Annotated in this window: 19 protein-coding genes; 7 read left to right on the forward strand and 12 right to left on the reverse strand. The window is 73.8% G+C overall.

Annotation, left to right across the window (positions count from 1 at the left end; genetic code table 11):
• Nucleotides 1–75 precede the first annotated feature (75 nt).
• On the forward strand, nucleotides 76–1,509 hold the full coding sequence (locus tag AB0D94_RS21540; protein ID WP_362054260.1) for a GNAT family N-acetyltransferase: 1,434 nt from the start codon (nucleotides 76–78) through the stop codon (nucleotides 1,507–1,509).
• A gap of 144 nt (nucleotides 1,510–1,653) precedes the next feature.
• Nucleotides 1,654–3,360, forward strand: a complete 1,707-nt coding sequence (locus tag AB0D94_RS21545) for a DUF885 domain-containing protein (protein WP_362054263.1) — start codon at nucleotides 1,654–1,656, stop codon at nucleotides 3,358–3,360.
• A gap of 178 nt (nucleotides 3,361–3,538) precedes the next feature.
• Here the strand turns inward: AB0D94_RS21545 and AB0D94_RS21550 are convergent, their stop codons facing one another.
• A complete protein-coding gene (locus AB0D94_RS21550; RefSeq protein WP_362054266.1) occupies nucleotides 3,539–4,099 on the reverse strand; it encodes a rhodanese-like domain-containing protein in 561 nt (186 codons plus the stop codon).
• A 94-nt stretch (nucleotides 4,100–4,193) separates the two neighbouring features.
• On the opposite strand from AB0D94_RS21550, the gene AB0D94_RS21555 reads away from it, so the two are divergent.
• A complete protein-coding gene (locus AB0D94_RS21555; RefSeq protein WP_362054269.1) occupies nucleotides 4,194–4,640 on the forward strand; it encodes an Lrp/AsnC family transcriptional regulator in 447 nt (148 codons plus the stop codon).
• On the opposite strand, the gene AB0D94_RS21560 is transcribed toward AB0D94_RS21555, so the two are convergent.
• The 3 genes from AB0D94_RS21560 to AB0D94_RS21570 all read right to left on the reverse strand — a co-directional run bounded on the left by AB0D94_RS21560 (nucleotide 4,630) and on the right by AB0D94_RS21570 (nucleotide 9,521).
• Nucleotides 4,630–7,641, reverse strand: a complete 3,012-nt coding sequence (locus AB0D94_RS21560) for an SMC family ATPase (RefSeq protein WP_362054272.1) — start codon at nucleotides 7,639–7,641, stop codon at nucleotides 4,630–4,632. The genes AB0D94_RS21555 and AB0D94_RS21560 overlap by 11 nt on opposite strands.
• A complete protein-coding gene (locus AB0D94_RS21565; protein WP_362054275.1) occupies nucleotides 7,638–8,810 on the reverse strand; it encodes an exonuclease SbcCD subunit D in 1,173 nt (390 codons plus the stop codon). The genes AB0D94_RS21560 and AB0D94_RS21565 overlap by 4 nt, the downstream gene beginning before the upstream one ends.
• 84 nt (nucleotides 8,811–8,894) lie before the next feature.
• Complete coding sequence (locus AB0D94_RS21570) at nucleotides 8,895–9,521, reverse strand: YigZ family protein (RefSeq protein WP_362054278.1); 627 nt, start codon at nucleotides 9,519–9,521, stop codon at nucleotides 8,895–8,897.
• Between the two features lie 481 nt (nucleotides 9,522–10,002).
• Here AB0D94_RS21570 and AB0D94_RS21575 point away from each other — a divergent pair, with 481 nt between their 5' ends.
• Nucleotides 10,003–11,247: an IS110 family transposase gene (locus tag AB0D94_RS21575; protein WP_362054429.1), complete on the forward strand. Its 1,245-nt coding sequence runs from the start codon at nucleotides 10,003–10,005 to the stop codon at nucleotides 11,245–11,247.
• Here the strand turns inward: AB0D94_RS21575 and AB0D94_RS21580 are convergent.
• On the reverse strand, nucleotides 11,244–11,678 hold the full coding sequence (locus AB0D94_RS21580; protein WP_362054281.1) for a hypothetical protein: 435 nt from the start codon (nucleotides 11,676–11,678) through the stop codon (nucleotides 11,244–11,246). The two genes, AB0D94_RS21575 and AB0D94_RS21580, sit on opposite strands and share 4 nt — an antisense overlap.
• A gap of 167 nt (nucleotides 11,679–11,845) precedes the next feature.
• Between AB0D94_RS21580 and AB0D94_RS21585 the strand changes: the two genes are divergently transcribed.
• Nucleotides 11,846–12,250, forward strand: coding sequence for a CoA-binding protein (locus AB0D94_RS21585; protein ID WP_362054284.1), 405 nt, complete (start codon nucleotides 11,846–11,848; stop codon nucleotides 12,248–12,250).
• Between the two features lie 25 nt (nucleotides 12,251–12,275).
• On the opposite strand, the gene AB0D94_RS21590 is transcribed toward AB0D94_RS21585, so the two are convergent.
• On the reverse strand, nucleotides 12,276–13,022 hold the full coding sequence (locus tag AB0D94_RS21590; protein ID WP_362054287.1) for an acyltransferase: 747 nt from the start codon (nucleotides 13,020–13,022) through the stop codon (nucleotides 12,276–12,278).
• Between the two features lie 152 nt (nucleotides 13,023–13,174).
• Between AB0D94_RS21590 and AB0D94_RS21595 the strand changes: the two genes are divergently transcribed.
• Nucleotides 13,175–13,720 carry a gamma carbonic anhydrase family protein gene (locus AB0D94_RS21595; protein WP_362054290.1) on the forward strand — a complete coding sequence of 182 codons (546 nt, stop codon included), beginning with the start codon at nucleotides 13,175–13,177 and terminating at the stop codon, nucleotides 13,718–13,720.
• 22 nt (nucleotides 13,721–13,742) lie between these two features.
• On the opposite strand, the gene AB0D94_RS21600 is transcribed toward AB0D94_RS21595, so the two are convergent.
• The 4 genes from AB0D94_RS21600 to AB0D94_RS21615 form a co-directional block, all read right to left on the reverse strand.
• Nucleotides 13,743–14,435, reverse strand: a complete 693-nt coding sequence (locus tag AB0D94_RS21600) for a DedA family protein (RefSeq protein ID WP_362054293.1) — start codon at nucleotides 14,433–14,435, stop codon at nucleotides 13,743–13,745.
• Nucleotides 14,436–14,493: 58 nt separating this feature from the next.
• Nucleotides 14,494–17,040: a glycoside hydrolase family 3 N-terminal domain-containing protein gene (locus AB0D94_RS21605; RefSeq protein ID WP_362054296.1), complete on the reverse strand. Its 2,547-nt coding sequence runs from the start codon at nucleotides 17,038–17,040 to the stop codon at nucleotides 14,494–14,496.
• A 117-nt stretch (nucleotides 17,041–17,157) separates the two neighbouring features.
• Nucleotides 17,158–17,358, reverse strand: coding sequence for a type II toxin-antitoxin system VapB family antitoxin (locus AB0D94_RS21610; RefSeq protein WP_362054299.1), 201 nt, complete (start codon nucleotides 17,356–17,358; stop codon nucleotides 17,158–17,160).
• A gap of 215 nt (nucleotides 17,359–17,573) precedes the next feature.
• Complete coding sequence (locus tag AB0D94_RS21615) at nucleotides 17,574–18,026, reverse strand: DUF4442 domain-containing protein (RefSeq protein WP_078904414.1); 453 nt, start codon at nucleotides 18,024–18,026, stop codon at nucleotides 17,574–17,576.
• A gap of 96 nt (nucleotides 18,027–18,122) precedes the next feature.
• Between AB0D94_RS21615 and AB0D94_RS21620 the strand changes: the two genes are divergently transcribed.
• On the forward strand, nucleotides 18,123–19,172 hold the full coding sequence (locus tag AB0D94_RS21620) for a hypothetical protein (protein WP_362054303.1): 1,050 nt from the start codon (nucleotides 18,123–18,125) through the stop codon (nucleotides 19,170–19,172).
• A gap of 87 nt (nucleotides 19,173–19,259) precedes the next feature.
• Here AB0D94_RS21620 and AB0D94_RS21625 read toward each other — a convergent pair whose 3' ends face one another.
• Nucleotides 19,260–20,051: a fused MFS/spermidine synthase gene (locus AB0D94_RS21625; protein ID WP_362054432.1), complete on the reverse strand. Its 792-nt coding sequence runs from the start codon at nucleotides 20,049–20,051 to the stop codon at nucleotides 19,260–19,262.
• Nucleotides 20,052–20,129: 78 nt separating this feature from the next.
• The gene (locus AB0D94_RS21630; protein WP_362054306.1) at nucleotides 20,130–20,975 is read right to left on the reverse strand and encodes a patatin-like phospholipase family protein; all 846 of its coding nucleotides are present in this window, start codon (nucleotides 20,973–20,975) and stop codon (nucleotides 20,130–20,132) included.
• Between the last annotated feature and the right edge of the window lie 64 nt (nucleotides 20,976–21,039).

The following is a 21,039-nucleotide window of genomic DNA, read 5'->3' on the forward strand; positions in this document are numbered from 1 at the left end:
GGCCAGATGGATACTTAACCAGTCGGTCACAGATCGTTCGTGATCACGCAACACCCCTGGGCCACAGTGATGTGCATGACTGAGCGCATCCCCGCCCCCGCCCACCGCCACCACCGCCACCACTGGCGCCGTGACCTCGTCGAACTGGCCGCGCTGTTCTGCGCCGTCGCGGTCGCCGACGCCATCGCGAACCTCGTCGTGCACGGTCCAAGGGGCCCGATCCTGCTGGTCGCCTCGGCCGTCGCACTCCTGGTGACCGCCGCGTTCCACACATGGTGGGCGCGGCGCCACAGCCATGCGCCGCCGCCGGGCACCACAGCGCCCACGGTTCCGGCGCCGTACCCCGCGGCCGCGCCCCTCGCGGCCGGGGCGAGCGCCGCGCTGTGGCGCATGCGGACGACCGTACGGGACGAACCCGGCTCCCTGGCCGCGCTCTGCACGACCCTCGCCCGTAACGGTGTCGACATCCTGACCCTCCAGACGCACCCGCTCCCCGAGGGCGGGACGGTAGACGAGTTCCTGCTGCGCGCGCCGCAGCAGTTGCCCTCCGCCGAGCTCACCCGCGCAGTCGCCCGGGCCGGCGGCCACAGCACCTGGATCGAGCGCGCCGACGCCCACGACCTCGTCGACACTCCGACCCGCGTCCTGGGCCTGGCCACCCGCACCGCCCTGGACGCCGCCGAACTCCCCCTCGCGCTGCGCCAGCTCCTCGGCCGCTGCACCATCCACTCGATCCCGGCGACCACCCTCTCGGGCCGCCCCAACGCGGGCGCCGACGCCCCGGTCGAAGGGGTCCTGGAGGCCACCGTCATGCGGCTGCGCGACCCTTCCGGCGGCGCGATCACCGTGGAGCGGCCCTACCTTCCCTTCACCCCGACCGAATTCGCCCGGGCCCGCGCCCTGGTCGAGCTCGACGCCCGGCTCGGCCCCCGCGTCCCGCGCAGCCAGGACGTGCTGACCCTGCCCGAGGGCAACGAGATCACCGTCCGCCGCGCCGACGGCTCCGACCAGGCGGCCGCCCGCGCGATGCACGACCGCTGCTCGGAGCGCACCCTGTCGCTGCGCTACCACGGCCCCGTCGCCGACGCCGACCGCTACCTCGACCACCTGCTGAGCCCCCGCTTCGGCCGAACCCTCGCCGCCACCACCGCCTCCGGCAAGCTGGTCGCCCTCGGCCACCTGCTGTGGGACGGTGACGAGACCGAGGTCGCGCTCCTCATCGAGGACGACTGGCAGCGCCGCGGCATCGGCTCCGAGCTCTTGAGCCGCCTGATCGCGATGGCCGTCGAGGCCGGGTGCGACAGCGTGTACGCCGTCACGCGGGCCTCCAACACCGGCATGGTCGCCGCCATGCGCGGCCTCGGCCTCCCCCTCGACTACCAGATCGAGGAGGGCACCCTGGTGATCACGGCCCGGCTGGACGCGACTCCGGTCAGCTCCCGCCTGCCGTACGAGGTGACGCGCGAGACCCCGGGCGAGCTTCCGGGCGGCCGGCGCAGCCCGCGGTAGCAGCGCTGAGGGAATCCGGGCCCGGACCGCTCCCCCGAACCGCGCGGGAGGGAATCCGGGCCCGGACCGTTGGTCCCGATCAGGTCAGCAGGTTGACAGTAAACGGTGATGACGGGACCACACCCGCCGTACGAAGATGGCCCCATGTCAGAGATCCTCCACAGCGGCAGCGCCACCCGGCTGCCCCGCCAGGTAGCCGACGCATACGTCGACGAACTCATCGCCCTCGATCCGATCACGGGCACCTACCTCGGTGTCGCCGCGAGCTCCAGCAAGCTCCCGGACTTCTCCCCCGCGGGCTCCGCGGCGGCGGCCGAGCTGTCCCGCACCACCCTCGCCCGCCTCGACGACGCCGAGAAGCTGCCGGGCGCGGACAGCGACGCCGAGCGCCGCTGCGCCCGCCTGCTGCGGGAGCGGCTGACCGCCGAGCTCGCGGTGCACGAGGCCGACGAGAGCCTGCGCGCCGTCAGCAACATCCACTCCCCGGCCCATTCCGTCCGCGAGGTCTTCGCCCTGACCCCCGCCGACACCGACGAGGAGTGGGCCGCGATCGCGGAGCGGCTGCGCGCCGTACCGGCCGCGTTCGCCGGCTACCGCGAGAGCCTCGCGCTGGGCCTGGAGCGCGGGCTGTACGGCGGTCCGCGCCCGACCGCCACCTTCGTCGAGCAGCTCACCACCTGGGCCGGCCAGGACGACGACGGCGCCCGCGACTACTTCGGCGCGTTCGCCGCCGACGGGCCCGAGGGGCTGCGCGCGGAGCTGGACGGGGCGGCGGCCGCCGCCACGGCGGCCGTCGTCGAACTCCGCGACTGGATGCGCGACGTGTACGCCCCGGCCGTCGCGGACGCGCCGGACACGGTGGGGCGCGAGCGCTACGCCCGCTGGTCGCGCTACTTCAACGGCACCGACCTGGACCTCGACGAGGCCTACGCGTACGGCTGGTCGGAGTACCACCGGCTGCTCGGCGAGATGAAGGCGGAGGCGGCCAAGATCCTGCCGGGCTCCGGCCCGTGGGACGCGCTGCGCCACCTGGACGAGCACGGCACCCACATCGAGGGGGTCGACGAGGTCCGGACGTGGCTCCAGGGCCTGATGGACGAGGCGATCGAGAACCTCGACGGCACCCACTTCGAACTCGCCGAGCGGGTCAAGCGGGTCGAGTCCATGATCGCCCCGCCGGGCGGTGCGGCGGCTCCGTACTACACCAGCCCGTCGGAGGACTTCTCCCGTCCGGGCCGCACCTGGCTGCCGACCATGAGCCGGACCCGCTTCCCCGTGTACGACCTGGTCTCCACCTGGTACCACGAGGGCGTTCCGGGCCACCACCTCCAGCTGGCGCAGTGGACGCACGTAGCGGACCAGCTCTCCCGCTACCAGTCCACCGTCGGCTGGGTCAGCGCCAACTGCGAGGGCTGGGCCCTGTACGCGGAGCGGCTGATGGACGAACTGGGCTACCTCAAGGACGCGGAGCAGCGCCTGGGTTACCTGGACTGCCAGATGATGCGTGCCGCGCGGGTGATCGTGGACATCGGCATGCACCTGGGCCTGGAGATCCCGGCGGACTCGCCGTTCCACCCGGGCGAGCGCTGGACGGTGGACCTGGCGCAGGAATTCTTCGGGCTGCACAGCGGGCGTCCGGCGGACTTCATCGAGAGCGAGCTGACGCGCTACCTGTCGATGCCGGGGCAGGCCATCGGGTACAAGCTCGGCGAGCGCGCCTGGCTCCTGGGCCGGGACAACGCCCGTGCGGCGCACGGTGACTCCTTCGACCTGAAGGCCTGGCACATGGCGGCGCTGTCGCAGGGTTCGCTGGGCCTGGACGACCTGGTGGACGAGCTCTCGAAGCTCTGATCCCCCGCGTCACACGGCAGCGGCACGCGGCACACGACATACGGCACACAGCACGTCGGACGCGCCGCAGGTCACACGTGACAAGTCGCAGGTCGCAGGTCGCAGGTGACACGTCACGCGCGCGGGCCGCCCGCCTCCCCGGGGGAGAGGGCGGCCCGTCCGCGTGCGGGGCGGCGGTTCAGCAGCCGCAGTCGTCCGAGTCGGTGGGGGCGGTCAGCGGGTCGGCCTCCGCGCGCTGCTCGGTGCCCTGCCAGGTCTCGACCTCGAAGCCCTCGCGGATCCAGTACTCGATGCCGCCGAGCATCTCCTTGACCTGGAAGCCGAGTTCGGCCAGCGCCAGAGCGGAACGGGTGCCGCCGTTGCAGCCGGGGCCCCAGCAGTACGTCACCACGGGGACGTTCTTGTCCAGGATCCGCTCCGCCTGCTCGGGGATGAGGGCGGTGGGCAGGTGGACGGCGCCCGGCACGTGGGCCTGGTCCCAGGACGGGGTGGAGCGGGAGTCGATCAGCTGGAAGCCGAGCTCGGCGCCCTCCTCGCGGTGGGCCTTGAAGGCGGCGGCGACATCGGACACGTCCGCGTGGAAGGCCAGGCTCGCGGCGAAGTAGGCCGCGGCCGCGGCCGGGGAGGCCGGCGGCACCCGGAGCACGGGGTTGGCGGTGGCGGGGGCCGCGGAGGTGGCGGTGCCGGCTGAGGTGGTGGAGGCGGCAGGGGCGGCGGCGGTGTTCTCTGTCGTCGTCATGGCTCAAAATCTACGATCTGTTGATCTTCTCCGGAAGTGGATTTCCCCGGCCTTTCCCTTGTTCCCCCGGGGATTCCCCTGCTAGACAAGCCACATGACCGCATATTCCCCTGACGCCACCGACTGGCGGATCCTGGAGGTCCTCCAGCAGGACGGCCGGGCCAGTTTCACGGAGCTCGCCCGCGCCGTGTCGATGTCCGCCAGCGCCGTCACCGAGCGGGTGCGCCGCCTGGAGGAGGTCGGGGTCATCACCGGCTACACCGCAGTGGTCGACCACGAGAAGCTGGGCAAGTCGATCCTCGCCCTGGTGCGCCTGCGCTACCCGCACGGCAACTACAAGCCGTTCCACGACTTCCTCGACGCCACCCCCGAGATCCTGGAGGCCCACCACGTCACGGGCGACGACTGCTTCGTCCTCAAGGTCGCCGCCCGTTCGATGGCGCACCTGGAGGAGGTCACCGGACGGATCGCCGGCCTCGGCCCGGTGACCACGAGCATTGTCTACTCGTCCCCGCTCGGGCGGCGGCCGCTCAGTCCGTGAGCCCCGCCGTGCGGTGGCGCACCACGGAGCCCCCGCGCTGCTTGACGATCTCCAGCTGGGCCTGGACCCGGGACCGCAGGTCCGCGACGTGGCTGACGATGCCGACGCTGCGGTCGCGTTCGCGCAGCGAGTCCAGGACGTCCAGCACCTCGTCCAGGGCCTGGTCGTCGAGGCTGCCGAAGCCCTCATCGATGAACAGGGTGTCCAGCCGCATGCCGCCCGCCTCGTCGGTGACCACGTCGGCCAGTCCGAGGGCCAGGGCCAGGGAGGCGAAGAAGGTCTCGCCGCCCGACAGGGTGGCGGTGTCCCGCTCGCTCCCGGTCCAGGCGTCGACCACGTGCAGCCCGAGGCCGGAGCGGCCCCGTCCGCCGGCCCGCGCGTCGGAGTGGACCAGGGTGTAGCGGCCGCCGGACATGCGCAGCAGCCGTACCGTCGCCGCCGCGGCGACCTGCTCCAGGCGGGCGGCCAGTACGTACGCCTCCAGGCGCATCCGGCGCTCGTTGTCGGCGGAGGTGCCCGCGGTGAGCCCGGCCAGCCTGGCCACCCGGTCGTAGGCCTCCCGCAGCGGCCCCAGGGCGCGTAGTTCCTGCTCCGCCTGGCGCGAGAGCCGGTCCAGTTCGGCGCAGCGCACCCGGGCCGCGTCGAAGGCCGAGCCTGCCGTACGGAGCTTCGCGGCGGCCTGGACCGCGTACGCCTCGGCCCGTTCCGGTTCGGCCGGGGGCAGGGCGGCGGCCTCGGCGGTGCCGGCCTCGGCGCGGCGGTCCGCCAGTGTGGCCTCCTCCGCCTGCCAGGCGTCCAGCCGGTGCTGGAGCGCGGTGCGTTCGTACTCGGGCAGGACGGCGTCGGAGGCGGCCTCCACGGTGTCGAAGCCGGCCTTGAAGGCGGCGTCGGCGAGCTGGTCGTCGGCCTCCTTCAGCCGGGCGGCGGTGGCCTCGGCGCGGCGCAGCGCGCCCGCGGCTCCCGAGACCACCCGGACCCGGTCCTCCAGGGTGCGGGCGCGGGCCGCGACGGTGGGCGCGTCGCCCCGTACCCGGGCCAGCTCGGTCTCCAGCGAGGCCTGTTCCCGGTCCAGGGCCTCGCGGCGGGAGACCCTGGCGGCGGCCCGGCGTTCGGAGTCGAGCCGGTCGGCGCTGCGGGCGGCGTGCTCGCGGTCGGCGCGGGCCAGCCGTTCGCGCGCGGCGTGCAGTCCGGCGGCCGCGGCGTGGGCGGCGGCGTGCCGGGAGCTCAGGTCCGAGGTGAGGTCGAGGAGTTCGGCGGTGGTGGCGTCCCCGGCGGCGGCCGCGGCCTCGGTGCGGGCCTCCTCGACGGCGGCGAGGCGGCGCTCGACGGCGGCCCGGGCCTCCTCGGCCCGCTCGAAGAGGGCGTGGGCGGCGTCCTCGGCGGCGCGGTCCACATGGCCGGGCGCGGGCCGGGCCGGAGCGGGGTGCTCCGCCGACCCGCAGACGGCGCAGGCCTCCCCCGCCACCAGTGCCTCGGCGAGTTCGGCGGCGATCCCGCGCAGCCGGGCCTCCTTCAGCTCCAGCCAGCGCTCGCGTGCGGCGGCCGACTCCTCGCGTACGGAGAGCAGTTCGGCCCCGGCCCGCTCCGCGGCGGCGGCCAGCTCGTCCCGCCGCCGGGCGGCGTTCAGGTGCAGCCGGGCCGGTTCCAGCCGCCCGGCGAGCTGCTCGGCGAGGGTGGCGGCCTGCTGGGCGGCGTCGGCGCGCTCCTGGAGGGCGCCCCGGGTGGCCTCCCAGCGCTCCAGCCACTCGGCGGACTCCTGGTGCTGTTCCTCGGCCGCGCGGGCCTCGCGCTCCAGGTCGGCCCGCTCGCGGCCGATCTCGGCGCTGCGCTGTTCGGCCCGCTGGGCGGCGCCGAGCGCGCCCAGGTCCTCGCGCAGCCGCTGCTCGACGGCGGCCAGCTGCTCGGTGCCCGCCTCGGCGAGGGCGGGCGGGAGCTCGGCGCGGGCGGCCGCCTCGGCGTGCGCGGCGGCCAGGTGGGCGCCGGAGGCCGCGCCGCGCAGTTCCAGGGCGGGTGCCACGAGGGCGCCCCGCCGGGCCCGGTCCAGCAGGCCCCGTACCCGCTCCCGTTCGGGGCCCGCTTCGGCGAGTACGGCGGCCCGCCGGGCGGTCTCCGCGTGCCGGCGCTGGAGCCGGTCGAGTTCGCGGGCGTCCTCGGCGGCCCGACGGGCGGCGGCGTGCCGGCCCTCGACGGCGGCCAGCGCGTACTCGGCGACCGTGAGGCGCTCCCGGGCGGAGCAGCGCGCGACGGCCGCCCAGGCCCGGACGGCCGCGGCGAGTCCGGGATCGCCGGGCTGGTGCCCGGGCAGCGGCCAGGCCCGCAGGTCGGCGCTGTCCCCGCCGGCCTGGGCGAGGCGCTGGGCGGTGTGGAGGACCTTCTCGTCGCCGGCCCGCACCTTGGCCTCGGCGGCCCGGCGGCGTTCGCCGAGCAGGACCTCTACGGCGGCGAAGCGGCGGGTGTCGAAGAGCCGGCCGAGCAGGCGGCCGCGGGCCGCCTCGTCGGCGCGCAGGAACCGGGCGAACTCGCCCTGCGGCAGCAGCACGACCTGGCAGAACTGCTCGCGGCTCATGCCGAGCAGCTGCTCGACCTCCTCGCCGATCTCCTGGTGCGAGCGGCTGAGCGCCGCCCAGCCCTCGCCGGTGTGCTCGCGCAGCCAGCTCTGGGCCTTGTCCTTGGTGGTGCCGGTGCCGCGCTTCTTGGGCCGGTCCTGTTCGGGGCGGCGGGTGATCTCCAGCCTGCGGCCGCCCGCGGTGAGCTCCAGGGTGACCTCGGTGGGGGTCTCGGCCGCCGCGTGGTCGCTGCGCAGGCTGGTGCCGGGGCCCTGGCGCGGGCCGGGGACCGATCCGTAGAGGGCGTAGCAGACGGCGTCCAGGACGGAGGTCTTGCCCGCGCCGGTGGGACCGTGCAGCAGGAAGATCCCGGCGCCGGACAGGGCGTCGAAGTCGATCTCCTGGGGTTCGGCGAACGGCCCGAAGGCGGTGATCCGCAGCCGGTGCAGCCTCATCGGTGGGTCTCCTGGCGGCTGTCGTCGGCCCGTACGTCGTCGAAGGCCTCCTGGAGGACGGCCCGTTCGGCCTCGTCGGCGCGACCGGAGCCGCCGCGCACGTGGGCGACGAAGTCCTCGGCGATCTCCTGGTCGCTGCGCCCCTTGAGGCGCTGCGCGTAGGAGCCGCCGGTCTCCTCCTCGCGGCCCTCGGGGTCGAAGGCGAGGCTGAGGGTGTGCGGGAAGCGGGTGGCGAGCCGGGCCATGGGATCCTCGGGGCGGACCGGGTCGGTGAGCGTGGCCTCGACCCAGCAGTCCTCGTGCGCCGCGTACGCCGGGTCCTCCAGCAGGGCGTCGAGCGGGCCGCGCAGGCGCGCGAGGGCCCGCGGGACGGGGGTGTCGATCCGCTCGGCGGTGGTGATCTCCCCGTCGGCGCCGAGCTCGATCAGCCACATGGTCTTGCGGTGGGTCTCCTCGGAGAAGGAGTAGGCGAGCGGGGAACCGGAGTAGCGGACCCGTTCGTTGATCGTCTGGCAGCCGTGGAGGTGGCCGAGGGCGGCGTAGTCCACCCCGTCGAAGACGGAGGCGGGCACGGCCTCGACCCCGCCGACGGCGATGTCGCGCTCGCTGTCGCTCGCCTGCCCGCCGGTGACGAAGGCGTGGGCCAGCACGATGGAGCGGGTGCCCGGCGCGCGGGTGGCCAGGTCGGCCCGGACCCGGTCCATGGCCGCTCCCAGCACCGCCTCGTGGCTGACCTTCGCCGCGCCGAACTCGTCCTTGACCAGGGCCGGTTCCAGGTACGGCAGCCCGTACAGCGCCACCTCTCCGTGTACGTCGGCCAGCACCACGGGGTCGGCGCAGCCTGCCGGGTCGGTCCGCAGGTGGATCCCGGCCCGGTCGATCAGCCCGGCGCCGACGCCGAGGCGGCGGGCCGAGTCGTGGTTGCCGGAGATCATCACGGTGGGGACCCCGAGCTCGGCGAGCCGGTGCAGGGCGCGGTCGTACAGCTCGACGGCGGGCAGCGGGGGCACGGCCCGGTCGTAGACGTCTCCGGAGACGAGGACGGCGTCGACCTCGTGCTCGCGGGCGGTCTCGATGAGGTGGTCGATGAACTCGGCCTGGGCTCCGAGCAGGTTCACGCGGTGGAAGGACCGGCCGAGGTGCCAGTCGGAGGTGTGCAGGAACTTCACTCGCCGGCCCCGCCGCACATGCCGTCTCCCCCTGGTCGTCTCCCGCTCGCTGAACCCCTCTACGCTAACCCGTCCCCAGGACGCTCAGGGCGCGTACGTCTCCCCGCCGAGGGTCAGGGTGGCGCTGCCGGCCGTGCTGTCGGCGAGCCAGGCCTCGAAGGCGGGCAGCTCCGCCTCCGGGAGGGCGACCTCGATCTCCACCGCCGCCCCGTAGCGCAGGTCCACCACGGTCCGGCCGGTGGAGCGCAGGTCGTTCTGGGTCTTGCCCGCCCGCTGGTGGTCGACGGTGACGGTGGCCAGCCGGTAGCGGCGCCGGGTGACGGTGCCGAGCTCGTCGAGGGCCTCGCCGACGACTCCGCCGTAGGCCCGGATCAGACCGCCCGCGCCGAGCTTCACGCCGCCGTAGTAGCGGGTGACCACGGCGACGGCGTAGCGGATGTCGCGCCGCATGAGCATCTGCAGCATGGGGACCCCGGCGGTGCCGCCGGGCTCGCCGTCGTCGCTGGCCTTCTGGACCGAGGCGTCGGCGCCGATGACGTAGGCGAAGCAGTTGTGCGAGGCGGTGGGGTGCTCCTTGCGGACGCGCGCGACGAAGTCCTGCGCCTCCTGCTCGGTCGCGGCGGGCGCGAGCGCGCAGAGGAACCGCGAACGGTTGATCTCGGACTCGTGCACGCCCTCACGGGCCACCGTCACGTACTGGTCTGCCTTCACCGCTCCACCCTAATCCGTGGTTAAGAGCAGTCCGGCCGGAGGAAGAACCGGGTGGGCTGTTCGAGCGCCAGGGCCGTCACATCTGGCTCCACCCGGGCTTGCGACGCCTTCCCGTAGATCGGTGGACGGTCCTGGCGCTCTTGGTGGTGGCGGCCACACGGACGCCGAACGGATGCCTTTTGACCTCCCGGCACTTGATGCCTCTATTTAGACAGTTCGACGTTCGGCGTCCTTTTGGCCGCCACCACCAGACGCAGTCCTCACTCGTTGCTGCAGGTGGTGCGAGCCCACTACACGGTGACCTCTCATGATGCCCGAGCCTCCCCGAGCTCCCGCATAGACCGAGGCCCGCGGAGTGAGCTGGTGCCACGAACGGCTACTGAGGTGGCGGACCGGCCTCGCGTCGAGTCCTGGGATTAGGTCGCTGCGTGGTCCCGCATGAGCTCGTGACCAGTACAAACAGCCGAACACCGGGAGGGGAATCTTGATCTACTGTGGCATCGACTGGGCGGAGAAGACACACGACGTCGCCCTGGTCGACGACAGCGGCCAGTTACTGGCCAAGCGGCACATCACCGATGACGCCACTGGCTACAAGATCCTGCTGGATCTACTCGCTGAGTACGGCGACACGGAGGAGTCCCCGATCCCAGTCGCGATTGAGACATCCCGAGGCCTGCTGGTCGCGGTGCTGCGGACCGGGAAGCGGCAGGTGTTCGCGATCAACCCGATGGCCGCGGCCCGCTACCGCGACCGGCACTCCGTCTCACGCAAGAAATCCGACCCCGGCGACGCCCTGGTGCTGGCAAACATCCTCCGCACCGACATGCACGCGCACCGGCCGCTTCCCCAGGACAGCGACCTGGCCCGGGCCGTCGCCGTCCTCGCCCGGGCTCAGCAGGACGCCACGTGGAACCGCCAGCAGATCTCCAACCAGCTCCGATCCCTACTGCGCGAGTACTACCCAGCCGCGCTCGCCGCCTTCGCACCCTGGAAGAACGGCCTCTGCCGCCCCGAGGCCCACCAGCTCCTCAAGCTTGCCCCGACGCCAGCCAAGGCCGCTCGCCTCACGCGAACCCAGCTCCAAGCCGCGCTCAAGCGGGCCGGCCGACAGCGGGGCATCACCGCCGACGCCGAGCGGCTCCGCGAGGTCTTCCGAGCAGACTGGGCCCACCAGCCGCAGCTGGTCGAGGACGCACTCGGCAAGCAGATGCTCGCCCTCCTGGTCCAGCTGGAGGCGGCCTGCACCGCGGCCGACAACCTCGCCGAGGCAGTCGAAGAGGCATTCCCTCAGCACCCTGACGCCGAGATCATCCTCAGCTTTCCCGGCCTCGGCACCCAGCTCGGCGCCCGGGTGCTCGCCGAGATCGGAGACGACCGGCAACGGTTCGCCGACGCCCGCGGCCTGAAGGCCTACGCCGGCGCGTCCCCCATCACACGGGCCTCCGGCAAAAAGTCCAGCATCACCCGACGCTGGGTGAAGAACGACCGCCTCAACCACGCTGGCTACCTCTGGGCGTTCTCCGCGATCACCGCCTCACCCGGCGCCAAGGCCCACTACCGGCGCCGGCGCGACAACCACGCAGACTGGCACGCCGCCGCCCAGCGCAACCTCTTCAACCGCATGATCGGCCAGCTCTACCACTGCCTCCAGCAGGGCCAGCATTATGACGAGGAGCTGGCCTTCCCAACCTCACCTTCTCCGATGGGCACAGCGGCCGCCTAGCTGGAGGCCGCTTGCTGGTCCGGGGACCGCACCCAGGGGGCGAAGCGCTGCTCCGGGCCTACATCCTCGCGCCAGTACCGCAGGACCCATTCCTGGACGACATCGAACCGCTCGGCTGCGATCAGGCACGAGACCGGCTCCTGCCCGCCCGCGTCGGCCTCGAAGGCGACCACGACGGGTGGCTTTTCGCCGACCTGACGCGTGACTCTGAGGAGCTCGTCCGCCGTCGGTGCACGGAAGGTCGGATCGTGAAACACCGACGGGCAGCAGACGAAGAACGGATCGCCGAAGACCAGTTCCAGGCCGTGGTGGTAAGCCAGGTCGTAGCCGGCAGCAAGCCTGAGCTGCCCACTGTCCCAGGCGATCACGTCCCAGTCCCACCAATTGCCTTCAGGGAGCTGGATCGCAGCATGCGCTCCTTCGGTGTCCACCCCGGCGTCCCCCTTGCTCGTTCGAACAGATCGACAGGTTACACAGCGGCTATGCCCATCCCACTTGACGAGTTAGGACCCTGAGGTGTCTACGGGGAATCGGACATGTGTCCTTTCGGTTGAATGCGGAAGAGCAGGCAGGTCCAGACCCTCAGGAGGCGGCACACGTGTACGGCGACCCGGCAACCATCCGCAAGATCCTCACCGAACTGGGCGACACCTGGGCCGTGGTGGGGCTGTCCAACAACCGGGACCGGGCGGCCTACGGGGTGGCGCGGGTCCTCCAGGACTTCGGCAAGCGCGTGGTGCCCGTGCACCCGAAGGCGGAGACGGTGCACGGGGAGCCCGGGTACGCCTCGCTGGAGGAGATCCCGTTCAAGGTGGACGTCGTGGACGTCTTCGTGAACAGCGAGCTGGCGGGGCCGGTCGCCGACCAGGCGGCGGCCATCGGTGCCGAGGCCGTCTGGTTCCAGCTCGGCGTGATCGACGAGGCCGCCTTCGAGCGCACCCGCGAGGCGGGGCTGAGCATGGTCATGGACCGCTGCCCGGCGATCGAGATCCCGGCGCTCTAGGGGAGTCTGATCGACGGGAGACCCCCTACGCGGTCTCGGCCTCGGCCAGCTCCGCCAGGCCCCGCAGCTGCTCGGGGGTCATGCCGTCCGGGATCGGGACCGGCGCCGGGGTGCGCAGCGGCGGCTGCCAGCCCGTCTCGGGCTCCCAGCGCCGGACGACCCGCGCCGGGGCGCCCGCGACCACCGCGTGGTCCGGCACCTCGCCCCGTACGACGGCCCCCGCGGCCACCACGACGTTGCGGCCCAGCCGCGCGCCCGGCAGGATCACCGCGCCCGTGCCCAGCCAGCAGCCCGGGCCGATCTCGACCGGCTCGCTGCGCGGCCACTGCTTGCCGACGGGCTGGTGCGGGTCGTCGTAGCTGTGGTTCGTGGACGTGATGTACACGCCGGGGCCGCAGAAGGTGTCGTCCCCGATGGCGATCCGGGCGTCGGCGATGACGTGGCTGTCGCGGCCGATCACGACCCCGTTGCCGAGGACCAGCATCGGCTCCGTGCCGAGGTCGAGGTCCGGCATCATGCCCGCGGTGAGGGTGACCTGCTCGCCGATGATGCAGTAGTCGCCGAGCCGGATCCAGGGCTCACCGAAGACGGTGCCCTGGGGGAAGGCGAGCCGGGTGCCGTGCCCGATCGCGCCGAAGCGCAACCGCCCCGGGGTCTGCGCGGTGACCGCGCCGGCCCGCTGCATCCAGCGCCAGCCGGCGTGGACCGCCCGGTTCGCGAACCTGCGGCGCAGGGCCGTCAGAGATGAGAACGTGTTCTGGTTCTTCGGCACCCGGCCACGGTAGTGCGCCGTACGGCGCACGTCGGGGCGGTGATCCTGTGATGTTCACCCCATCACCCGGTCCGCGGGCCGCGTGCCCTACGGTGCCGGTAGGCGCGGCATCCGAACGGCGAGCACCGACGAAGCACAGAGGAAGAACAGACATGACGCATCAGGCGGCCCCGGCATTCGTCGCCGGGGTGGGCGGGAAGACCCCGGCCATCGACCCCACGGCCTTCACGGCGCCCACCTCCGTCGTGGTCGGCGACGTCACCCTGGCGGCCGGGGCGAGCATCTGGTACTCGGCGGTGCTGCGCGCCGACTGCGGCCCGATCACGCTCGGCGCGGACAGCAACGTGCAGGACAACTGCACGCTCCACGTGGACCCCGGCTTCCCGGTCTCCGTCGGCGAGCGGGTCTCCATCGGCCACAACGCCGTCGTGCACGGCTGCACGGTCGAGGACGACTGCCTGATCGGCATGGGCGCGACCGTGCTGAACGGAGCGGTGATCGGCGCCGGTTCGCTGGTGGCCGCGCAGGCGCTGGTCCCGCAGGGCATGGTGGTCCCGCCCGGCTCACTGGTCGCGGGGGTCCCGGCGAAGGTGCGCCGCCCGCTGACCGAGGAGGAGCGCGAGGGCATCAAGGTGAACGCCGCGATGTACGTGGAGCTGGCCAAGCAGCACAGCGCCGCCGTCACTGCGGAGGCGTAGGCCCCGTATCAGCTCAGCTCCGTCAACCGCCGGAGCGGGCCGACGCGGCGGGCTCCGGGAGCGCCGCCCCGGAGTCCGGTGCCGCGTCCGCCGTCTCCGTACGGACCGCCTCGGCCGCCTTCTTCATCCGGGTGCGCACCACCAGCGTCACCGTGATGCCGATCAGCACGGCCAGCAGCAGCGCCATCCAGGAGAACCGCTTCAGCCACGGCTCCGCGACGACGCCGACCGAGTAGATGACGGCCGTGGTGCCGCCGGCCCAGAGGATGCCGCCGAAGACGTTCGCGATCAGGAACCGCCAGTACGGCATGTGCAGCACGCCCGCCAGCGGTCCGGCGAAGATCCGCAGCAGCGCCACGAACCGGCCGAAGAAGACGGCCCACATGCCCCACTTGTCGAAGGAGCGCTCCGCCATGGCCACGTGCTCCGGCCCGAAGTGCTTGGGGAAGCGCCGCCCGAGCCGTTCCAGCAGCGGTTTGCCGCCCCGGCGCCCGATCGCGTAACCGATCGAGTCGCCCACGATCGCCCCGGTGATCGCGCAGATCCCGAGGACCACGGGGTCGATCTCCCCGTGCTGCGAGGCCAGCAGCGCCGAGCTCACCAGGATGATCTCTCCGGGCAGCGGGATGCCCAGGCTCTCCAGCCCGATCACCAGCCCCACCAGGAGATAGATGGCGACCGCCGGAATCGTCTCCAGCCATTCCTGGATGTGCACCGGTACGTCCTCCCGAGTCGTCCCCGGCGGGCCCCCTGTGACACGCCGAACGGGCAGCCTATCGGCTCCTCACCACCGCCTTTGACCTCAGCGGCAGGTCACGCGAGGAACGGCCCGCGAACACCTCCCGGCGGCCGGTCCCCAGCACCCAGGCGTGTTCCTCCGGGTCCCAGGACGACAGCGCGCGAGCGTCCACGTCGACGGTGACGCGCTGCGCCTCGCCGGGGGCCAGGGTGAGCCTGCGGTAGCCGGCCAGCGCGCGCACGGGCTGGTCGAGCTTCAGCTCCGCGGAGGGGCCGACGTACACCTGGGCCACCTCCGTGCCCTTGCGGCGGCCGGTGTTGCGGACGGTGAACTCCACGCGCAGCCCGCCGCGTTCCCCGCCGGCACCGCCCGGAACGCCCGCACCGCCCGGCCGGACGGTCAGCTTCTCGTACTGCCAGGTCGTGTACGAGAGCCCGTGCCCGAAGGGGAACAGCGGGGCCACCTGCTGCGCGTCGTACCAGCGGTGGCCGACGTGGACGCCCTCGCCGTACTCCAGCCGGCCGCCCACGCCCGGGTAGCGCAGCGGCTGCCCGCCGACCGGGGTCGCCCGTTCGCCGGCCGGGAACGTCTGGGTGAGCCGGCCGCCCGGGTCCGTGTCCCCGAAGAGGATCCCGGCGGTGGCGCCCGCGCCCTCCTGGCCCGGGTAGTACATCTGGAGGACGGCTCCGGTACGGGAGAGCCACGGCATGGTCGTACTGGAGGAGGTGTTGAGGACGACGGTGGTGCGGGGGTTCACGGCGGCGACGGCCTCGATCAGCTGCTCCTGTCCGCCCGGCAGGGCGAGGGAGGTCCGGTCGCGGCCCTCGGTGGCGTCCTCGTAGGCGAACAGCACCACGCTGCGCGCGGCCTTGGCGGTGTTCACGGCCTCGGCGAGGTCCGCGGCCCGGGTCGCGCCGGTGGTGTGCCGCAGCCGGAAGCGCTGGCCCCCGGCTCCGCCCTGCGCGTTGACGGCGAGCCGGTGGGTGCCCGCCTTGAGCGCGAGGGTGCGGCGGCGGACCGTCATCCCGTCGGGCGCGGTACCGAGCAGTCCGCCCGCGAAGTACTCGGCGACGCCCTGCCGGACGGGGAACAGCTCCTCCCCGTCGAGGCGGACGCCCGGCCGCTGCCCGGTGTAGTGGACGAGCAGGGTCCATTCGTCGTCCGCCGCGAGGCGGAACTCCCCCTCGTGGCTCCAGCCGCGCCCCGCGTCCACCCTGCGGTCGTCGAGGGCTGCCGGCGGGGTCAGCAGCCGCGCGGGAAGGGGCCGCCCGTACAGGTCCTCGCCGAGGGCGTAGCGCACGGTGGAACCGTTGCCCGCGCGCCGGCGGATGGCGGCGAGCGGGGCGGCCGCGGCGTCCGGGACCACGTGCGCGCTGCCGCCGCCGCTGACGAAGGGCACCTGGCCGGTGGGCCCGATGACGGCGATCGAGCGGGCGGCCGCGCCGGTCAGCGGCAGGGTCTCCTGCTCGTTGCGCAGCAGCACCGCGCCGGCGGCGGCCACCGTACGGGCGGTCCGGGCCCCCGCGGCGGCGTCGCGCGGGGGCCGCCGCGCGGGGCGGGCGTCCAGCAGCCCGAAGCGGTCCAGGGTGCCGAGGACCCGGCGTACGGCGAGGTCGACGCTCTCCTCGGGTACGGAGCCCCCGCGCACCGCCTCGCGCAGCGGGCGCCCGAAGTGGGTGCCGGCGGGCATCTCCATGTCGAGGCCGGCGCCGATGGCGGCGACCGTGCTGTGGGTGGCGTCCCGGTCGGACATCACCCAGCCGTCGAACCCCCAGTCCTCCCTCAGCACTTCGCCCAGCAGCGGTTCGCTCTCGCCCGCGTGGACGCCGTTGACCTTGTTGTACGCGGCCATCACCGCGCCCGCTCCGGCGGCCACGGCGGCCTCGAAGCCCCGCAGCTCGGTCTCGCGCAGGGTCTGTTCGGCGGCAGTCACGTCGACGGTGTCGCGGCCCTGCTCCTGGTTGTGGAGGGCGTAGTGCTTGACGGTGGCGACGAGTCCTTCGTCCTGGATGCCGCGGACCACCTCGGCGACGAGGTCGGCGGTGAGGCGCGGGTCCTCGGCGAAGGTCTCGAAGTTCCGCCCGGCGTACGGGGTCCGGATGAGGTTCGCCATGGGCGCCAGGAGGATGTCCTGGCCCAGTGCGCGGCCCTCGCGGCCGATGACCCGGCCGTACTCGCGGGCCAGCGCCGGGTCGAAGGCGGAGGCGAGCAGGACGGGCGCGGGCAGGGCGGTGGCGGCTGCCGCGACCCGTACTCCGGCGGGCCCGTCGGCGAGCCGCAGCGCCGGGATGCCGAGCCGCGGTACGCCGGGCAGGTAGCCGGCCTGGCCGAGCGGGGCCGGGTCCTGGGCGCCGTGGAGCAGGGCGGTCTTCTCCTCCAGGGTGAGCCGCTCCAGCAGGGCGTCGACCCGGGCCGCGCTGCCGGGACCGGCGGCGGGCGGGGGCGCCTCCGGGGTCCCGGCCGAGGCCCCGCGCAGCGCCGCGTCCGGCGGCACGGTGGCCACGCAGCCGCCCGTGCCGAGGGCCGCGCCCACCGCTCCGAGCAGCCGCATCGCCGTACGTCTGGACACGGCCTGGCTCATGGGCGCTCCCTGCGGTGTGGGCCGGCGGGAGCGGGCCCGCGCCGGCCCGCTCCCCCGCCCACTGTGCGCCGCGGGGCCTGCGGGGCCCGTTCAGACGCGCCACCGGGGCGCCGAGGTTCAGCCCTGCGGCGGGGGCGGCACGCTGTCGGCGTCGCGGCGGGCCTCGTCCTGGCGCTGGACCCGCGCCTCCGTGCGGTGGCCGCGCGCGATGTAGTCCCGTACGACGGCCTCCACCGCGTCCTGCGGCGAGCCGACCCCGGCGAGGACCATGACCTCGACCACGAGCTCGGCGTCGAGGCTGATGTTGATTTTGGCCACGGGTACCCCCTCCATCGTCGTCCGGGGACTCTATCGGCCCACACGAACCGGTCACAGGTATTCCGCCGTTGCGTCCCCGCCGGCCGCGCGCGGGACCGAGCGTCTCCGGGCCCGCCGGGCCGCGTGCTGGGCTCCGGGACGACGGCGAGGCCCCCGCCCCTCGGGGGCGGGGGCCTCGGCCACCTCGGTCTCCGCGCTCGCCCGCGGGCCGGCGGCTACGCGTTGGGGCGCAGGGTCCAGACGACGGTCATCTCGCCCGTCACGGCCTCGTCCTCGCGCTGGATGGCGATGGTGACCGGGAATTCGGGGCGTCCGCCCGCGTCGAGTTCGGCCACGACCTCCGCCGCCGGGCGGCCGAGGGTGGCGGTGGCGGTCACGACGCCCTTGGCCAGCTTCTTGTAGCCGATCTCGGCCTTCACGGCCAGGGGTACGGCGCGCGAGAGCTGGTCGCCGAAGGCGGCGAGGACGATCGCGCCGCTCGCGGACTCGGCGAGGGTGAACATCGCGCCGGCGTGCGGGCCGCCGACGTGGTTGTGGAAGTCGGGCTGGTCCGGCAGCCGGACGACCGCGCGCTCGGGGGTGGTCTCCAGGAACTGGAGGTTCAGGGTCCGGGCCATCGGCACGGTCGCGGCGAGCAGTTCGCCCACGTTCATCTGGTCTGCGCTCATGACGCGCGATGTTACCCGTGAGTACATACCCTTGGCCAGAGCCCTGCCGGGGGCGGCCGTGGCTCCCGGGGCCCTCGCCCACTATCGTTACCGGCCATGTGGCCAGGACAGCAGCAGCCGCCCGGGGGCGAGAACAACCCCCAGGACGCGCAACAGAACCCGTACCAGCAGCAGCCGGGACAGCCGGGGCAGCCGAACCCGTACCAGCAGCAGACGGGATACGGCGAGCAGCAGCCCGGTTACGGGTACCCCCAGCAGCCGGGGTACCAGCAGCCCCCGAGCGTTCCTCCCGTCCAGCCCTGGGGCCAGCCCCAGCAGCTCCAGCCGCCCCAGGGCGGTGGCGGGAGCCCGTTCTCGACCAAGACCGTGGCCATCGTGGCGGCTTCGGCGGTCGTCGTGACGGCCGCCGCCACCGGGGCCTTCGTGCTGACCCGGGACGACACGAAGAACACCGAGGCGAACGACAAGCCGCCCGCCTCCTCCGCTCCGCCCGCCTCCTCGGCGCCCGCCCCGTCGGGCAGCGCCGCGAACCCGCGCGCCGGCGAGGACATCAAGCCCGTGATCCCGGGCTGGAAGGTGGTCATCAACCCCAAGTACGGCACCGCGTTCGACGTTCCGCCGGAGTGGAACGTCGCCGGCTCGGGCGTCATCACCGGCTTCTCGGACGAGACCAAGAACGACGGCAGCCCGTTCGTCAGCATGTCCGCACCGGCCTACTTCAAGGAGGACTGGTGCAAGTTCGACTCCGACAAGAACGGCAGCGAGGAGACCTACGGCCTGGCGGGCACCGGCACCAAGGGTGCCCAGGGCGCCAAGGACACGGGCGAGGCCTCGCGTAACGCGGCCGCCAGCTGGGTCGTCGGCGCCTACGCGCAGAAGGCTCCGAAGGAGAGCATCAAGGTCTCCGAGGCCAAGGAGTTCACCTCCTCCTCGGGCCTCAAGGGGCACGTGGCCACGGCGACGGCCTCCGGCCTGCCGAAGGAGAACAAGTGCTCCTCCGACGGCCGGGCCATGGCCTTCAGCTTCAGGACCACCAACGGCGACTTCTCCAGCTGGATCCTCCACAGCCGGGTCGGCGTCCAGGGTGAGGTCACCCAGGAGACCTACGACAAGATCGCGAGCTCGGTCCGCCTCACCGGCAGCTGATCTCCACCGCATCCCGGGACCGGGGCCGGAAATCCATTGGGATTCCCGGCCCCGTCTTCGTGGCGGGCCCCCGCTCCCCGGAGCGTGTCACCCCAGGCTGAACGCGCCCTGCGGCGGCGCCGGGGAGGGCGCGGCGTCGGCGTCGGCCACGGGCACGGCGCCCCGCATGAACCGGGCCAGCGGGTCCCCGGACTCCACCCGGGCCGCGAACGCGTCGGCGGCGCACCGCCGGGCCAGAGCGGCCACCTCCAGCGGTGCGTCCGAGGCCAGCAGGACCGCGTTGCCGAAGCGGCGCCCCCGCAGTACAGACGGCTCGGCGATGAGAGCGAGTTCCGTGAACACCGCCCCGAAGTTGGCCAGCTGCGAGCGCAGGAAGGCGAAGGGGGCCCCGTCGGCCAGGTTCGCCGCGTACAGCCCGCCGGGCCGCAGGACCCGCGCCGCCTGGCGCGCGTACTCCACCGAGGTCAGCTGCGCGGGCACCCGTGAGCCGCCGAACACGTCGGCCACCACCACGTCCGCGCTCCGCGCGGGCGCCGCCTCCAGCCAGGCCCGGGCATCGGCGGTGTGCACCGTGACCCCGGAGCCCTCGGGCAGCGGCAGGTGCTCGGCGACCAGCTCGACCAGGGCGGCGTCGAATTCGACGACCGTCTGGCGGGAGCCCGGCCGGGTCGCCGCCGCGTAGCGCGGCAGGGTCAGCGCGCCGCCGCCCAGGTGCAGCAGGTCCAGCGCGCGCCCCGGTCCCGCCGCGCAGTCCAGGACGTGCGCGAGGCGGCGTACGTACTCGAACTCCAGGTGTTCCGGCTCGTCCAGGTCCACGTACGACTGCGGAGCGCCGTCCACGGTCAGCAGCCAGGCCCGGTCCCGGTCCACGTCCGGCATCAGCTTGGCGGTGCCCTGGCCCACGTCCCGGATCACCGGGATCTGTTCGTCGCTCACCCCACCATTGTCGGGCCGTTCTCAGCCCGACCAGACGGCGGCCGCCTCGGCGGCGTGAGCGGCCGCCTGCGCCAGGCCCGCCCGCGCGGCCGGATCCCGGCGGGCAGGGTCCAGCACGTTGCGGCCGAACGCCTTGCGCGCCGCCGCCGACGGGGTGATCACCAGCACCCGCGCCCCCGCCTGGCGCAGCCGGGCGGCCTGCGCGGCGGGCGAGGGGACGAGCCCGGAGCCGAGGGCGAGCGGGGCGAGGATCACCACGCGGGCGTAGCCGGCGGCCAGGTCGGCATTGGTCGCGGAGCGGACGCCTCCGTCGATGAACCGGCGCCCGCCGACCGTGACCGGCGGCCACACCCCGGGCACCGCGCAGCTCGCGGACACCGCGTCGACCAGCCCGGCCCCGCTCTCCCGGTCGAAGTCGGCCGGCTCGCCGGTGTGCGCGTCGACCGCGGTGACGACGAGCCGCCGCTCCGGCCACTGGTGCGAGACGAGCCGGGCCTCCAGCACCAGGCGCCGCTCCGCCTCCTCGGCGGTGCGGGCGGCCAGGGCCATGGCGCCGACCCGCTGCCGGTAGGCCTTCGGGTCCCGCGAGCGGACCATGGCGAGGGCGTACCGCGCCAGCAGCCCGGCCCCGAGCCGCGCCGCGCTCTCCCCGGCGGCGTCGCCGAGCTGGCGCTCGTACAGCTCCTGCGGGGTGAGCAGCCCGGAGGTCAGCTGGGCGCCGACCACCGAACCGGCGGAGGTGCCGACGACGAGGTCGGCGGCGGCCAGGTCGACGCCCGCGCGGGCGAGTCCGTAGAGGATCCCGCACTCCCAGCCGATGCCGGTCAGCCCGCCGCCGCCCAGCACCAGTGCCGTGTCGCCGCTCATCTCAGCCGCCCTCCGCGTTCGCCCGTGGTGACGGCAGTCTGACGCAGCCCGGCCGCCGTCACCA

The organism is Streptomyces sp. NPDC048255 (genome assembly GCF_040652415.1).
Lineage (GTDB): Bacteria > Actinomycetota > Actinomycetes > Streptomycetales > Streptomycetaceae > Streptomyces.